The sequence below is a fragment of the Pseudomonas sp. GM41(2012) genome, from assembly GCF_000282315.2.
In the GTDB taxonomy this organism is placed as follows: Bacteria; Pseudomonadota; Gammaproteobacteria; order Pseudomonadales; family Pseudomonadaceae; genus Aquipseudomonas.
In genome coordinates, this window is sequence record NZ_AKJN02000008.1 from 809,733 (window position 1) to 823,985 (window position 14,253).

Genomic DNA, 14,253 nt, shown 5'->3' on the forward strand with positions numbered 1-14,253 from the left:
AAGTATGGCTGGTTTCAAGCGCATTGTTTTCAAAGTGACCCAATGCGCTCATCAAGAATCGGGAGTACAGATATGACGGTCTGGATAGTGGTGTCAATCCTGTTGGTGGTACTGAGTCCGCTGGCATGGTTGCGACCGTCGCGCCACCAGAGCGGCCGCATGGCCCTGCGGATGGAGGCGCGACGCATCGGATTGGCGATGCAGTTGGCGCCTCAGGACTGGCCGCACTGGTTGAGCAAGGAGCCGCCGAGCCCTTGCGCCCAATACCATCGACCACGGCGTGGCAATCGGCCGGCATGCTGGTGTTACTGGCAAAAAGCGCCGGGTGTCTGGGTCAATCAGTGGCAGGAGGTCTGCGAGGAGCCTGCGTTGCTGATTCATTTCGAAAAGTTGCCAGACAACGTCTACAAGGTCGAAGCAGACAAGCAGATGATCACGTTGTATTGGGGCGAGAAGGGCGAAGCGACGGTTTTGCAGGATATTGATGCGGTGCTGAAGGCGCTGGCATAAATCGCGGAAATTTCGCGCCGCAATGGCGCGAAACGTCTGGCAGACAGGCAATAAAAAGCCCGACATCATCATCGGGCTGGAGTTGGCCAGGCAGGCCGGTAATTCTGTGTGGCGCTGATATTACGCTGGGCGTTCGCCAAAAGCGTTGATGTTTTTTTCCTCAAGGTCCCGCCAGCGTAGCCTGTTAAACAAAGGCTGCAGTGAATTAGGGCGACTTTTCTAACTATTGATCCTATGAATGGCTTCACATGCAGCCGCGTGTTGCAGGTCTTCGTGTTACGGAAATGACCGGAAAGTCGCGTTTCAACCCGTATTTTGGGCGATTGACAATTGTCGGAAATTCCGTGAAGGTGACGTACCCAAATCAAACGGGCGTATGAATTGAGCGTTTGTATTACAAACAGCTCCTACAGAATCCCGACTATCGCGTTGGCGGGTGTGCCGGGTGAATGGGCGTAGCATTGACGTTAAACGTCCCTGCCGAGCCATTCGCCTGCGTCCGACGTGTACTGTTCAGCTTCCATATCGTGGAGATCAGTTGATGATTTACGAAGGTAAAGCCATCACGGTTAAGGCTCTTGAAAGTGGCATCGTCGAATTGAAATTCGACCTCAAGGGTGAGTCCGTCAACAAGTTCAACCGTCTAACCCTGAACGAACTGCGTCAGGCCGTAGACACCATCAAGGCAGATGCTTCGATCAAGGGTGTGATCGTCAGCAGTGGCAAGGACGTGTTCATCGTCGGCGCCGACATCACCGAATTTGTCGAAAACTTCAAGCTGCCTGATGCAGAGCTTGTTGCTGGCAATCTGGAAGCCAACAAGATTTTCAGCGATTTCGAAGACCTCAACGTCCCGACTGTCGCCGCGATCAACGGCATCGCCCTGGGTGGCGGTCTGGAAATGTGCCTGGCGGCGGACTACCGCGTCATGTCCACCAAGGCCAAGATCGGTCTGCCGGAAGTCAAGCTGGGCATCTACCCGGGCTTCGGCGGTACCGTGCGCCTGCCGCGCATTATCGGTGCCGACAACGCCATCGAATGGATTGCCGCCGGCAAGGAAAACCGCCCTGAAGACGCGCTGAAAGTCGGCGCAGTCGACGCAGTGGTTGCCCCCGAGAAACTGCAGGAAGCTGCTCTGGAGCTGATCAAGCGCGCCATCTCCGGCGAGTTCGACTACAAGGCCAAGCGTCAGCCGAAGCTCGAAAAGCTCAAGCTCAACGCCATCGAACAAATGATGTCGTTCGAAACCGCCAAGGGTTTCGTGGCCGGTCAAGCGGGCCCGAACTACCCGGCACCGGTCGAAGCGATCAAAACTATCCAGAAAGCCGCGAACTTCGGTCGCGACAAGGCGCTGGAAGTCGAAGCCAATGGTTTCGTCAAACTGGCCAAGACCTCTGCCGCGCAGAGCTTGATCGGTCTGTTCCTGAACGATCAGGAGCTGAAGAAGAAGGCCAAGGCCTACGACGAAATCGCCAAAGACGTGAAGCAGGCTGCCGTATTGGGCGCTGGCATCATGGGTGGCGGTATCGCTTATCAGTCGGCCTCCAAAGGTACGCCGATCCTGATGAAAGACATCAACGAGCACGGCATCGAGCAAGGTCTGGCCGAAGCTGCCAAATTGCTGGTGGGCCGCGTTGATAAAGGTCGCATGACCCCGGCGAAAATGGCCGAAGTGCTCAATGGTATTCGTCCGACCCTTTCCTACGGTGATTTCGGTCACGTCGATCTGGTCGTCGAAGCCGTTGTCGAGAACCCAAAGGTCAAGCAAGCCGTTCTGGCCGAAGTCGAAGGCAAGGTCAAAGAGGACACCATCCTCGCGTCCAACACCTCGACCATTTCCATCACCTTGCTGGCCAAAGCCCTCAAGCGTCCGGAAAACTTCGTCGGCATGCACTTCTTCAACCCGGTGCACATGATGCCGCTGGTTGAAGTGATCCGTGGCGAGAAGTCCAGCGAAGTGGCCGTTGCCACCACCGTTGCCTACGCCAAGAAAATGGGCAAGAACCCGATCGTCGTCAACGACTGCCCGGGCTTCCTGGTCAACCGCGTGCTGTTCCCGTACTTCGGCGGCTTCGCCAAACTGGTCAGCGCCGGTGTGGACTTCGTCCGTATCGACAAGGTCATGGAAAAATTCGGCTGGCCAATGGGCCCGGCGTACCTGATGGACGTCGTCGGCATCGACACCGGCCACCACGGTCGCGACGTGATGGCAGAAGGCTTCCCGGACCGCATGAAAGACGACCGTCGTTCGGCCATCGACGTGCTCTACGAAGCCAAGCGTCTGGGCCAGAAGAACGGCAAGGGCTTCTATGCCTACGAGACCGACAAGCGCGGCAAGCAGAAGAAAGTCGCCGATCCGTCGGTACTGGAAGTGCTCAAGCCGATTGTCTTCGAACAGCTTGAAGTCACCGACGAAGACATCATCAACTGGATGATGATCCCGCTGTGCCTGGAAACCGTGCGTTGCCTGGAAGACCGCATTGTCGAAACCGCTGCCGAAGCCGACATGGGTCTGGTCTACGGTATTGGTTTCCCTCCATTCCGTGGCGGTGCGCTGCGCTACATCGACTCGATCGGTGTTGCAGAGTTCGTTGCCCTGGCTGACCAGTACGCTGATTTGGGCGCGCTGTACCACCCGACCGCAAAACTGCGTGCAATGGCCAAAACCGGCCAGCGGTTCTTCGGTTAAGCGCCCCCAACTAGAGTGAGAGTGAATATATGAGCTTGAATCCTAGAGACGTCGTGATTGTCGACTTCGGTCGTACTCCGATGGGCCGCTCCAAGGGCGGCATGCACCGCAATACCCGCGCTGAAGACATGTCGGCGCACCTGATCAGCAAGTTGCTGGAACGCAACGTCAAGGTTGATCCGGGCGAAGTCGAAGACGTGATCTGGGGCTGTGTGAACCAGACCCTGGAGCAGGGCTGGAACATCGCCCGCATGGCGTCCCTGATGACTCAGATCCCGCACACCGCTGCCGGCCAGACCGTCAGCCGTCTGTGTGGCTCGTCGATGAGCGCTCTGCACACTGCTGCGCAAGCGATCATGACCGGCAACGGTGACGTGTTCGTGGTTGGCGGCGTCGAGCATATGGGTCACGTGAGTATGATGCACGGTGTCGATCCGAACCCGCACATGTCCCTGTACGCGGCGAAAGCCTCGGGCATGATGGGTTTGACCGCTGAAATGCTGGGTAAAATGCACGGCATTAGCCGCGAACAGCAGGACGCTTTCGGCGTGCGCTCCCACCAGCTCGCTCACAAGGCGACACTGGAAGGCAAGTTCAAAGACGAAATCATCCCGATGCAGGGCTATGACGAGAACGGTTTCCTGAAACTGTTCGACTACGACGAAACCATTCGTCCGGAAACTACCCTGGAAAGCCTGGCGGCTCTCAAGCCTGCTTTCAACCCTAAGGGCGGCACCGTGACAGCGGGTACTTCGTCGCAAATCACCGATGGTGCTTCGTGCATGATCGTGATGTCGGCGCAGCGTGCACAAGACCTGGGCATTCAGCCTCTGGCGGTGATTCGTTCGATGGCGGTGGCAGGTGTGGACCCGGCAATCATGGGCTATGGTCCAGTACCGGCCACACAAAAAGCACTGAAGCGCGCGGGTCTTGGCATTAACGATATCGACTTCTTCGAGCTCAACGAAGCTTTCGCCGCACAGGCCCTGCCAGTGCTGAAAGATTTGAAAGTACTCGACAAGATGAACGAGAAGGTTAACCTGCACGGCGGTGCGATTGCCCTGGGTCACCCATTCGGTTGCTCCGGTGCGCGTATCTCCGGCACTCTGCTGAACGTGATGAAGCAAAATGGCGGCACCTTCGGGGTAGCTACCATGTGCATTGGTCTCGGCCAAGGCATCTCCACCGTCTTCGAACGCATTTAAGCGTTTCGTCGAAGGAAGCCGGGGCCAAGTGCCCCGGTTTTTGTTTTTCTGAATTTATTTTTTGTTTTTATTTTTGAAAGATTTGAGCGAGGGCCAAACCATGCCGATACAACCTGGGCTCTACCAACATTACAAAGGTCCGCAGTACCGCGTATTCAGTGTTGCGCGGCATTCGGAAACCGAAGAAGAAGTGGTCTTCTACCAAGCCCTGTATGGCGATTACGGCTTTTGGGTGCGTCCCTTGAGCATGTTCCTGGAGTCGGTCGAGGTTGACGGCGAACAGGTGCCTCGCTTTGCTTTGGTGCAAGCCGAACCGAGCCTTTTTTCCAAGCCATAAGCTGAGTTCGCGCAAGACCCTGCGCTTGACCTCACCTTGTAGCCACTATATATAGCGGTGCCGCGTCAGGCGCCAACCGCCTTTCACTTCTAGAATTCAGGAATTTTCTGATCCATGGGCAAATCGCTGGTCATTGTGGAATCCCCGGCTAAGGCCAAGACCATCAACAAGTATCTGGGTAACCAATACGTGGTGAAGTCGAGTATCGGCCATATCCGAGACCTGCCCACCAGCGGTTCGGCTAGCGCCAGCAAAGAGCCAGCCGCCAAGCGCGGCAAGGCCGCCGCGGGTGAAGGTCCGGTGCTCACGCCGAAAGAGAAAGCGCGAAAGCAGCTGGTCTCGCGCATGGGTGTCGATCCCGATCATGGCTGGAAAGCCAAGTACGAGATTCTCCCGGGCAAGGAAAAGGTCATCGAAGAGCTGCGCCGGCTCGCCAAAGATGCTGACACCATCTATCTCGCAACCGACTTGGATCGCGAGGGGGAAGCCATTGCCTGGCACCTGCGCGAAGCCATCGGTGGTGATGACAGCCGCTACAAGCGCGTGGTGTTCAACGAAATCACCAAGAAGGCGATTCAGGAAGCCTTCTCCAAGCCGGGCGAGCTGGACATCGACCGTGTAAACGCCCAGCAGGCGCGTCGTTTTCTCGATCGCGTGGTGGGTTACATGGTTTCGCCGCTGCTGTGGGCCAAGGTCGCCCGTGGCCTGTCCGCCGGTCGCGTGCAATCGGTTGCCGTGAAGCTGGTCGTTGAGCGTGAGCGTGAAATCCGCGCGTTCAACCCGGAAGAGTACTGGGAAGTTCACGCCGACCTCGGCACCGCCAAGGGCGCAACCGTGCGCTTTGACGTGGCTCGCGAGAAAGGCGAAGCCTTCAAGCCGCTTAACGAAGCCCAGGCCATGGCTGCGCTGGAGAAGCTCAAGGCTTCCAGCTACAGCATCGTCAAACGCGAAGACAAGCCGACCAGCAGCAAGCCGTCGGCACCGTTCATCACGTCCACCCTGCAACAGGCTGCGAGTAACCGCCTGGGCTTCGGCGTGAAGAAAACCATGATGATGGCCCAGCGTCTGTACGAAGCCGGCTACATCACTTACATGCGTACCGACTCCACCAACCTCTCGGTTGATGCCGTGACGATGGCGCGTACTTATATTGAAGGCGAGTTCGGCAAGAAGTACCTGCCGGAAAACCCGAATGTCTACAGCAGCAAGGAAGGCGCACAAGAGGCTCACGAAGCGATTCGTCCCTCCGATGCCAATACCGAGCCAAGCAAGCTGTCGGGCATGGAGCGTGATGCTGAGCGGCTCTACGAGCTGATCTGGCGCCAGTTCCTCGCTTGCCAGATGCTGCCGGCCCAATACCTGTCGACCACTGTCACCGTCGGTGCCGGTGACTTCGAGTTGCGCGCCAAGGGCCGCATCCTGAAGTTCGACGGTTATACCCGTGTCATGCCGCAAATCGCCAAGCCTGGCGATGACGACGTGTTGCCGGACATGGCTCAGGGCGACGCGATGAAGCTGATCAAGCTTGATCCGACCCAGCACTTCACCAAGCCGCCGGCGCGCTACTCGGAAGCGAGCCTGGTCAAAGAAATGGAAAAACGCGGCATCGGTCGTCCTTCGACCTACGCGGCGATCATTTCGACCATCCAGGATCGTGGCTACGTAGCGCTGCACAACCGTCGTTTCTACTCGGAAAAGATGGGCGACATCGTTACCGAGCGTCTGGCCGAGAGCTTCTCCAATCTCATGGACTACGGCTTCACCGCCGGCATGGAAGAGAACCTCGATGACGTGGCCCAGGGTGAGCGCGACTGGAAAAACGTACTCGACGAGTTCTACGGCGACTTCAAGAAGAAACTCGAAGTAGCTGAAAGCGCCGAAGGCGGCATGCGCGCCAACCAACCAGTAATGACTGACATTCCGTGCGTATTGTGCGGGCGTCCGATGCAGATTCGTACGGCATCGACTGGCGTGTTCCTTGGTTGTTCGGGTTACAGCCTGCCGCCGAAAGAGCGCTGCAAGGCCACCGTCAACCTGGTGCCGGGCGACGAAATCGCGGCGGACGACGAGGGTGAATCGGAATCGCTGGTGCTGCGTGGCAAGCACCGCTGCCCGATCTGCAGCACGGCGATGGACGCTTACCTGCTGGATGAGAAGCGCAAGCTGCACATCTGCGGTAACAACCCGGATTGCTCTGGCTACGAAATCGAAGAGGGCACTTATCGCATCAAAGGCTACGAAGGTCCGAGCCTGGAATGCGACAAGTGCGGCAGCGAGATGCAGCTCAAGACCGGTCGTTTCGGCAAGTTCTTCGGCTGCACCAATGCGACGTGCAAGAACACCCGCAAACTGCTGAAAAGCGGCGATGCAGCACCGCCGAAGATGGATCCGGTGAAGATGCCTGAGCTGAAATGCGAAAAGGTCAACGACACCTACATCCTGCGCGACGGTGCTTCCGGCCTGTTCCTGGCGGCTAGTCAATTCCCGAAAAACCGCGAGACGCGTGCTCCGCTGGTCATGGAAATTGTGCCGCACAAGGATGAGATCGATCCGAAGTACCACTTCCTCTGCGAAGCGCCGAAGAAAGATCCGGATGGCCTGCCAGCTGTGATCCGTTACAGCCGCAAAACCAAAGAGCAGTACGTACAGACTGAAGTCGACGGTAAGCCGACTGGCTGGAAAGCGTACTACGACGGCGGCAAGTGGACGGTTGAAGACAAGCGCCCGGCGAAGACTGCCAAGGCTTAAAAGGCGCTGTACACAAAAGGCCGCATGACAACCCTCGGGTTTTCATGCGGCCTTTTTGTTTTGTGCTTGCGGGAAGCGGAGCTGATCCACGACACTGTCTGACCTGCGTGAAGCAATTATTTCGTTGTGGAGGCTGCCGTCATGGCCCACGAACTCTATACCCGTACCAACCAGAAGATTTACTTCGCCGGCCTGTCGCTGGAAGCGCTCGCCAGAGCCGAAGAGGGGCGGGCGATGAACTCCCTGGCGCTGATCCAGGCCGGGCGCGAGTCGGCCCTGTTTCACCTGTACGGTGCGTTGCTGGGACTGTGCCATGAAATCGCCGGTTTCTATCGCTTGCCTCAGGCCAGTGCGCCTCGGGCCGAGTTATTGCTGACGCGCGAGGTGCTTGAAGCCATCGCGATTCCGGAAATGGCCGAGATGGTCGAGTTGGCCAATAATTCGGAAACCTGGCTGGCCAAACTGCTGGCAGCCCATGCTGCGCTGTTTCAGCCGCCACGGGCGCCGCACAAGCCTAAGGGTGATGTGACGCAGCCGCTGATCCTGGCCGTTAACCTGGATGAAGAAGAGTCTCCGCAAGAGTTGAGTCGGGAAGAGCTGGAGAGCTGGCGTCAGAACCTCAAGGGGCTGGCGATTCGGTTTCGCGAAGGCCTGAACGAGTGCTGAGCACATAATCGCATCGGACACTACGTTACGTCGGTCACTTCAGGGATGAGTCATGTCTTCCATTTTGCACAACAAAAAACTACGTCAGTTATTTAAACAGTTAGACGCCCGTGTCGAAGCGGCAACCAGTACCGCAGATCTGCTTGAGGTGATAAAGCAGCTCCGGGCTTTTGGTGCGCCGCTGGCGTTCGATAACGCCACACCCAGACTGTTCCTTTATATCGGTTTGGGGTTGATCGCCGCCACCGTTCTTTTCGTACCTTTTGTCGTGCTGGGCATCGCTTTTCTATTGGGTGGCTGGCTTGTGATGGACCACAGGTCCGGTGTGATCGACGCACTTTCCAAAAAAATCACCCATAAATCTTCAATGATCACCTATGGGTTAAGGGCGTCGTTCAACCCGGATGTGCAAGTGCTGAAGAGTTTGGGTGGGGAGTTCAAGGACTTCCATCGAGGCTCCTACAGCCGACAGATTTTGAAATCGGTTCAAGGTACTTACCTTGGCGCGGTTCATGAGTTGCCTTTTACTTGCCAGTACTTGCAGTACGTTGATCGCGAAAGTTACAAGACCACCGTGCCAGACGGGGCAGGCGGTACCAAGGTTGAAACCAAGACGGTTGACCGCGAGTTTGACCGGTACAGCCTGGTACTGGATTTTCCGTGGATCGAGAATGTGGCCGTGCGCGGCGACAAGCATTGGGAGGTGGATCTTGAGGAGACTCTGGATACAGCATCCAGTGAATTCAATAGTGCGTTTCGCCTGACAGGCAGTACCCAGATGGCCTGTGCCGTTTTTGCCAAGCCCGCGACGGTACTGCACCTACTACAGCTTCATCAGCAATTGAGCGACTTCAATCTGGAGTTCTCGGAACATGGGCGGCTGTGCCTGAGTTTCAGCGATGCTGGATTGCTTGCGCCCAGCGCAACCGAGGGGCTCCAAAATCTGCAGGCCTTTGAGCAGCAAGTCGAGACGGGTATTCGCTTGCCTCGTCTGGACCTCTTGCTGTTATGGGTCCATCGATTGGCCGAGTTGCATGACGATAACTTCGCGCTTTCGCCGAAACCTTTAAAAAACATGGAGTATTAGACGATGGCGTTGTTATTGATTATCGCGGTGGTAGTCGGGATTACCTTCTTGACCTGTTACAACCGAATCATTGGGCGACATAATCGGGTTCAGCGCGCCTGGGCCGATGTCCTGGTTTATGAGCGGCAGAAAACCAGGGTGCTCGATTTGCTTGAGCAGCAGGTTGCAGGTTTCAAGGAGTACGAAGGTGCGCTGCTGGAAAAGATCACAGGTCTGCGCTCGGCCATCGGCAAACTGCCACAAGAGGCGAACGGGGACGCTCTACAGCCAGTGCAAAAGGGAACACGGGAATTGCTGGCGGGATTGACCGTGGCATTTGAAGCTTATCCAGAGCTCAAGTCCAATGAGTTGGTTAACAACTTCATGCGGGAAATCACTGAGCAGCAAGAAAACATCGGTGCGGCCATTACCATCTTCAATGGCGCGGTAGAGGTGTTCAATAACTCGATCCAGATGTTTCCTAACTCCTTTGTTAATGGCTGCCTCAACAAAAAATCGATAATCATTCCATTTTCCGACTCCCAGGCTTCCGCAGCATTTGAGTACAAGCCGAATTTTTAAAGGTGGGTGACGACAGGCTCGGTCAGTCTGGAATGTTCGCAAAAAGGTTTTTTGTAGCGGCTGGCTGATTACCGTTCCTCAAGATCCCGAGCGAAGCCTGGCCGATGCCTATATAATCCCCGCCTTTCGTGGAGAACAGACCTTTATGCCAACGTCCTTTCTAGAAATTGTCGAGTTACCAGACGGCCGTATCGAGCTGCGCAGGGCTGAGGACGAGGGTTCTCTGGTTACTTTGGATTTCTCCGAGGATGCCAAAGCGTTCCTGCAGGGCCAGCACGTGGAAGTCGCCAAGGCGATGTTGAGCGTTGGCGTTCAGATGGCCGGACGCTTGGTTGAAGGCGATTTCAATACGGACGAGGCGTCTCGGGTTCTTCATTGATCCCGCCCGTCGGTTTTTTGCTGATATCGCTACAGGTTGGCTTCTCTATCCTTGGAGAAGCCCCGCGCTGTTCAGCGCGCGCATTGTTTGTCAGTTAACCCAATCGAATGTTCAGGCTTTGTGCGTCCCCGATCCGGGCGGCGCTGATCAACTGTTGCCGTGAAGTTGTGCTCAATGGGTTGAGCCAGCTGACCACCGTGTGGCTGCGTCCCAGACGCAAGGCCTCGCAGGTCAACTGCTGAGCGCTCTGAGTGCCGCGCGGTTGCAGCAGCAGGATGCGTTCGCGGTTAAGGCCGGCGTCCCGCAACCAGGCCTGGGTCAGGCTGGCGGGCGGAGCGATCAGCGTCAGCCAGCGCGCGTCCTGGTCCTGGCTCAGTTCCCTGAGAATCGGTGCGAGAAGGTTCAGGCAGTTCCCGGCTGCACCACGCAGCGACAGCTCACTGAAGACTTCGGGCTCTGCGCTCCAGGGCGACTCGACCACGTCTTTCAGGATCGGCGCCAATGGCTGCACCATGAAAGCCTCGAACAACGGCAGTTGGGCTTGTTGTGATGTGTGTGGGAACTGCATAAAGCCTCCTTTAGCGGCGAATGACGCCGACACTCAAGCCTTCGATCACCAGTTCCTGATCTTTCAGGTTCACTTCGATAGGGGCGAATTCAGGGTTTTCGGCAATCAACCAGACCTTGCTGCCATCGCGCTTGAAACGCTTGACGGTCACTTCGTCGCCGATCCGCGCCACTACGATCTGGCCGTTGCGGGCTTCGCGGGTGGTGTGCACTGCCAGCAGGTCACCGTCGAAAATCCCCACATCCTTCATGCTCATGCCGTGAACCCGAAGTAGATAGTCGGCGCGAGGATGGAAGAACGACGGGTTGATGTTGCAGGACTCTTCGATGTGCTGCTGGGCGAGGATCGGAGCACCGGCAGCCACTCGGCCAATGATCGGCAGGGTGGACTCGTCGGCCTTGGCTTCGAAGCCGGGGATGCGAATACCACGGGAAGCACCGGGCGTCATCTCGATCGCACCCTTGCGGGCCAGCGCCTTGAGGTGTTCTTCCGCCGCATTGGGCGACTTGAAACCCAGTTCCTGAGCGATTTCCGCGCGGGTGGGCGGGTAGCCGTTGTCTTCGAGGCAGCGTTTGATGAAGGCCAGAATCTCTGCTTGGCGTGGCGTCAGCTTTAGCATATTGATCGCTCTGTCTTTTTATACAGTGACTGGGATTATATACAGTGAAACGGTCTTGGCAATGCTCCTTTTTTTGCCGACCGCCAGACGGTCGATGAGCCTGCTGATTCACGCTTGCGAGTTGTATGGTTAAATAGATGACCGACCATTCCCAAAACGAACCGTCAGGCTTGACAAGGCCTGGGCTGAAACGTATGTTTCAAACAAGTGTTTGTCAGGCGGAGTAGCCATGGCCCAGTCGGAAACCGTTGAACGCATTCTTGATGCTGCCGAGCAATTGTTCGCGGAAAAAGGTTTTGCTGAAACCTCATTGCGTCTGATCACCAGCAAGGCCGGTGTCAATCTGGCGGCGGTGAACTATCACTTCGGTTCGAAGAAGGCGCTGATCCAGGCAGTTTTCTCGCGCTTCCTCGGGCCGTTCTGCTTAAGCCTTGATAAAGAGCTCGAGCGGCGTCAAGCCAAGCCGGAGAACAAGCCGACGCTTGAAGAGCTGCTGGAAATCCTTGTCGAGCAAGCCTTGGTGGTGCAACCACGCAGCGGCAACGATCTGTCGATTTTCATGCGTTTGCTGGGCCTGGCTTTCAGTCAGAGCCAAGGGCACTTGCGGCGCTATCTGGAAGACATGTACGGCAAGGTGTTCCGTCGCTACATGATGTTGGTCAACGAAGCTGCACCGCGTATTCCGCCGATTGAGCTGTTCTGGCGTGTGCACTTCATGCTCGGCGCCGCCGCGTTCAGCATGTCCGGTATCAAGGCCCTGCGCGCAATTGCCGAGACCGACTTCGGCGTTAACACCTCCATTGAGCAAGTAATGCGTCTGATGGTGCCGTTTCTGGCAGCAGGCATGCGCGCCGAAACCGGTGTGTCCGACGCGGCCATGGCCACTGCGCAGCTGCGTCCGCGCAGCAAATCAACCCCGGTTGCCGCCAAGGTTTAACCGCACACGGGTGGGCGCGGCAGCTGACATCCGCTAAGCTAGCCGCCCATGCCGACTCTCGTTCTGAACCCGCTCCCCATTTTTATCGCCGACCTGCCGGGCACAGCCCATGGCGGCGATTTCGTGCGAGCCGGGTTTATCGTTATCAAGGAATCTCTATGACTGCTGGCCTGCAAGGCTCGTTGATGGTGGACGTCGCCGGTACCTGGCTGACGGCTGAAGATCGCCAATTGTTGCGCCAGCCCGAAGTGGGTGGCCTGATCATTTTCGCCCGCAACATCGAACACCCGCATCAGGTGCGCGAGTTGAGCGCCTCAATCCGCGCCATTCGCCCCGATCTGCTGTTGGCCGTCGACCAGGAGGGCGGCCGGGTTCAGCGTTTGCGTCAGGGCTTTGTACGACTGCCAGCCATGCGCGCCATCGCTGACAACCCGAATGCTGAGTACCTCGCCGAACAGTGCGGCTGGATCATGGCGACTGAAGTGCTGGCCGTCGGTCTCGATCTGAGCTTCGCTCCGGTGCTGGACCTCGACTTCCAGCGCAGCGCCGTAGTCGGCACCCGTTCATTTGAAGGTGATCCCGAGCGAGCAGCGTTGCTGGCGGGAGCCTTCATTCGCGGCATGAACAGCGCCGGCATGGCCGCCACCGGCAAGCACTTTCCGGGTCACGGCTGGGCCGAGGCCGATTCCCATGTTGCGATCCCTGTTGATGAGCGCAGCCTCGACGAAATTCGCGCCAATGACCTGGTGCCGTTCGCCCGATTGAGCAAGCAATTGGCTGCGGTCATGCCAGCCCACGTGATCTATCCACAAGTCGATTCCCAGCCTGCCGGCTTCTCCCGCCGCTGGTTGCAGGACATCCTGCGTGGCGAGCTGCAATTTGACGGCGTGATCTTCAGCGATGACCTGTCCATGGCCGGTGCCCACGTGGTCGGCGATGCTGCCAGCCGTATCGAAGCGGCGCTGACGGCCGGTTGCGACATGGGCCTGGTGTGCAACGATCGCGCGGCCGCTGAACTGGCCCTGAGCGCCGCCCAGCGTCTGAAGGTCAAGCCGTCCGAGCGCATCGCGCGGATGCGCGGCCAGTCGTACGCCAGCACTGAATACCGTCAAGACCCGCGCTGGCTGACAGCCGTGGGCGCGCTCAAAGATGCTCAACTGATTGATTGAGGACTTTTCGTGATGACGGTTTACGCGATTATCGGCGGCACCGGCCTGACTCAACTCGAAGGTCTGAGTATTCGTCAGTCGCTGGCAGTGGACACGCCGTACGGCGCGCCTTCGGCTGAAGTGCAGATTGGCGAGTACGCCGGCAAGGAAGTGCTGTTCCTCGCGCGCCACGGTCATCCTCACCGTTTCCCGCCGCATCAGGTGAACTACCGCGCCAACCTCTGGGCGCTGAAGCAGGCTGGCGCCGAAGCGATTCTCGCGGTCAACGCCGTGGGTGGGATTCATTGCGCGATGGGTACCGGACATTTCTGCGTGCCGCATCAGCTGATCGACTACACCAGCGGTCGCGAACACACCTATTTCGCGGATGATCTCGAACAGGTCACACACATTGACTTCAGCTATCCCTACAGCGAGCCACTGCGTCAGCAGTTGATTGCGGCGCTGGTGGCCGAAGGTGTCAGCTACAGCGGTCATGGCGTGTACGCCTGCACTCAAGGGCCACGGCTGGAAACTGTCGCTGAAATCGCCAGGCTGGAGCGCGACGGATGCGACATCGTCGGCATGACCGGGATGCCGGAAGCGGCATTGGCTCGTGAGCTGGAACTGGATTACGCCTGTCTGGCGCTGGTCGTAAACCCGGCGGCGGGCAAGTCGACGGCAGTGATTACCATGGCCGAGATTGAGCAGGCGTTGCGTGACGGGATGGGGAAGGTGAAGTCGATTTTGACTCGGGTGCTTAGAGGCTGAGCGGTCGCACACCGAGTTGACCCCATCG

At 57.6% G+C, this 14,253-nt stretch carries 14 protein-coding genes; 12 read left to right on the forward strand and 2 right to left on the reverse strand.

Annotated elements, in window-relative coordinates:
• Nucleotides 1-72: 72 nt before the first annotated feature.
• From PMI27_RS04750 to PMI27_RS04710, 9 genes are all read left to right on the forward strand, one after another.
• A complete protein-coding gene (locus tag PMI27_RS04750; protein WP_008151424.1) occupies nucleotides 73-510 on the forward strand; it encodes a hypothetical protein in 438 nt (145 codons plus the stop codon).
• A 541-nt stretch (nucleotides 511-1,051) separates the two neighbouring features.
• Nucleotides 1,052-3,199: a fatty acid oxidation complex subunit alpha FadB gene (gene fadB, locus PMI27_RS04745; protein ID WP_008151423.1), complete on the forward strand. Its 2,148-nt coding sequence runs from the start codon at nucleotides 1,052-1,054 to the stop codon at nucleotides 3,197-3,199.
• Nucleotides 3,200-3,228: 29 nt separating this feature from the next.
• Nucleotides 3,229-4,404 carry an acetyl-CoA C-acyltransferase FadA gene (fadA, locus tag PMI27_RS04740; RefSeq protein ID WP_008151421.1) on the forward strand — a complete coding sequence of 392 codons (1,176 nt, stop codon included), beginning with the start codon at nucleotides 3,229-3,231 and terminating at the stop codon, nucleotides 4,402-4,404.
• Between the two features lie 100 nt (nucleotides 4,405-4,504).
• Entirely contained in the window at nucleotides 4,505-4,741 is a 237-nt protein-coding gene (locus PMI27_RS04735; protein ID WP_007953059.1) for a DUF1653 domain-containing protein, read from the forward strand.
• 114 nt (nucleotides 4,742-4,855) lie between these two features.
• Nucleotides 4,856-7,489 carry a type I DNA topoisomerase gene (gene topA / locus PMI27_RS04730; RefSeq protein WP_008151419.1) on the forward strand — a complete coding sequence of 878 codons (2,634 nt, stop codon included), beginning with the start codon at nucleotides 4,856-4,858 and terminating at the stop codon, nucleotides 7,487-7,489.
• Nucleotides 7,490-7,630: 141 nt separating this feature from the next.
• On the forward strand, nucleotides 7,631-8,155 hold the full coding sequence (locus tag PMI27_RS04725; protein ID WP_008151418.1) for a DUF6586 family protein: 525 nt from the start codon (nucleotides 7,631-7,633) through the stop codon (nucleotides 8,153-8,155).
• A gap of 52 nt (nucleotides 8,156-8,207) precedes the next feature.
• Nucleotides 8,208-9,242, forward strand: a complete 1,035-nt coding sequence (locus tag PMI27_RS04720; RefSeq protein WP_008151416.1) for a hypothetical protein — start codon at nucleotides 8,208-8,210, stop codon at nucleotides 9,240-9,242.
• A 3-nt stretch (nucleotides 9,243-9,245) separates the two neighbouring features.
• Complete coding sequence (locus tag PMI27_RS04715) at nucleotides 9,246-9,803, forward strand: LemA family protein (RefSeq protein ID WP_008151414.1); 558 nt, start codon at nucleotides 9,246-9,248, stop codon at nucleotides 9,801-9,803.
• A 145-nt stretch (nucleotides 9,804-9,948) separates the two neighbouring features.
• Nucleotides 9,949-10,182 carry a hypothetical protein gene (locus PMI27_RS04710; RefSeq protein WP_008151412.1) on the forward strand — a complete coding sequence of 78 codons (234 nt, stop codon included), beginning with the start codon at nucleotides 9,949-9,951 and terminating at the stop codon, nucleotides 10,180-10,182.
• Between the two features lie 94 nt (nucleotides 10,183-10,276).
• Here the strand turns inward: PMI27_RS04710 and sulA are convergent, their stop codons facing one another.
• A complete protein-coding gene (gene sulA, locus PMI27_RS04705) occupies nucleotides 10,277-10,750 on the reverse strand; it encodes an SOS-induced cell division inhibitor SulA (RefSeq protein ID WP_008151409.1) in 474 nt (157 codons plus the stop codon).
• Nucleotides 10,751-10,760: 10 nt separating this feature from the next.
• Complete coding sequence (gene lexA, locus PMI27_RS04700; RefSeq protein ID WP_007933171.1) at nucleotides 10,761-11,369, reverse strand: transcriptional repressor LexA; 609 nt, start codon at nucleotides 11,367-11,369, stop codon at nucleotides 10,761-10,763.
• A gap of 229 nt (nucleotides 11,370-11,598) precedes the next feature.
• Here lexA and PMI27_RS04695 point away from each other — a divergent pair, with 229 nt between their 5' ends.
• The 3 genes from PMI27_RS04695 (at nucleotide 11,599) to PMI27_RS04685 (ending at nucleotide 14,225) form a co-directional block, all read left to right on the forward strand.
• Nucleotides 11,599-12,306 (forward strand): TetR/AcrR family transcriptional regulator, encoded by a 708-nt coding sequence (locus tag PMI27_RS04695; protein ID WP_008151407.1) that lies wholly within the window; start codon nucleotides 11,599-11,601, stop codon nucleotides 12,304-12,306.
• Nucleotides 12,307-12,476: 170 nt separating this feature from the next.
• Complete coding sequence (gene nagZ, locus PMI27_RS04690) at nucleotides 12,477-13,475, forward strand: beta-N-acetylhexosaminidase (RefSeq protein WP_177327886.1); 999 nt, start codon at nucleotides 12,477-12,479, stop codon at nucleotides 13,473-13,475.
• Between the two features lie 12 nt (nucleotides 13,476-13,487).
• Nucleotides 13,488-14,225, forward strand: a complete 738-nt coding sequence (locus PMI27_RS04685; protein ID WP_008151403.1) for an S-methyl-5'-thioinosine phosphorylase — start codon at nucleotides 13,488-13,490, stop codon at nucleotides 14,223-14,225.
• Nucleotides 14,226-14,253 lie beyond the last annotated feature (28 nt).